The organism is Kribbella sancticallisti (genome assembly GCF_039530625.1).
GTDB lineage: Bacteria > Actinomycetota > Actinomycetes > Propionibacteriales > Kribbellaceae > Kribbella > Kribbella sancticallisti.
The window spans coordinates 1-1,196 of record NZ_BAAAOS010000082.1 but is presented as its reverse complement, the minus strand read 5'-3'; the positions used below and the strand labels follow the sequence as shown (position 1 = coordinate 1,196).

The window sequence follows — 1,196 nt, the reverse complement described above, 5'->3', positions numbered from 1 at the left end:
TCATCATGGAGTCCATGGGCAAGAAGAAGCCACGGCCTCGTCGTTCGTTCACACCCGAGTTCAAGGCCGAGATCGTCGAGCTGTGTCAGCGCGGGGACCGGTCGGTCAGTCAGGTCGCGAAAGACTTCGATCTGACCCAGACCGCGGTGCGCGAATGGCTGAAGCAGGCCGAACGCGATGCCGGTACCGGTGACGGCGGGTTGACCACGAGCGAGCGAGATGAGCTCAACCAGTTACGGCGGGAGGCTCGGCGGCTGCGTGAGGATGTCGAGATCCTCAAGCGGGCCACGGCTTTCTTCGCGAAGGAGACCCGGTGAGCTGTTACCCGTTCATCGAGGCGGAGAAGGCGGGCGACCACAGCGTGAAGCGGGCGTGTGAGTTGCTGAAGGTCTCCCGTTCCGCCTACTACACCGACCGCGCCAGCGGTCCGACGGCTCGCGAGCAGCGCGACGCCGTCTTGGCCGGCAAGATCGCCGGGATCCACGACGAGTCCCGCCGCACCTACGGCTCGCCGAGGGTCCACCACGAACTCCGGGCCCAGGGTGAGCGGTGTTCCCGCAAACGGGTCGTCCGGCTGATGCGCGCCGCCGACCGGTACGGCCGAACGCCCAGACGGTGGAAGAAGACCACCATCGCCGACCCGGCCGCCGCCACCCGTCCGGATCTGATCGGCCGCGACTTCGCTATCGATCCCGGCCGGCCCGCGGCGCTGGATGCCCGCTGGTGTGGTGACATCACCTACATCCACACCTGGCAAGGCTGGCTCTACCTAGCCACGGTGATCGACCTCGCGTCGCGCCGCGTGGTCGGCTGGGCGATCGCCGATCACCTGCGCACCGACCTGGTCGCCGACGCGCTCACCGATGCGGTGAACCGGCGCCGTCCCGCGGCCGGCGTGGTCTTCCACTCCGACCGGGGCTGCCAATACACATCGGCCCAGTACGCCAACCTGGCAAGGGATCTGGGCGTCATCTTGTCAGTCGGACGCAAAGGCCAGTGCTGGGACAACGCCGTGGCCGAATCCTTCTTCTCCACCATCAAGATCGAACTCATCCACCGCCGCCCCTGGCCCACCCGCAAAGCCGCCACCAGCGCGATCTTCGACTACATCGAAGGCTGGTACAACACCCGCCGACGCCACTCCACCCTCGGCTACCTCAGCCCAACACAGTACGAATCCACCATCGTGGTAACAG

General features: G+C 66.6%; 2 protein-coding genes. Both read left to right on the top strand.

Going from position 1 to position 1,196, the window contains the following annotated elements; genetic code table 11:
* Positions 1-317 (top strand): transposase (locus tag ABD255_RS43460; RefSeq protein WP_344222746.1); only part of this gene is annotated, 317 nt, incomplete at its 5' end.
* Positions 314-1,196: IS3 family transposase (locus ABD255_RS43455; protein WP_344222745.1), on the top strand; the 883-nt coding region annotated here is incomplete at its 3' end. The genes ABD255_RS43460 and ABD255_RS43455, both read left to right, overlap by 4 nt.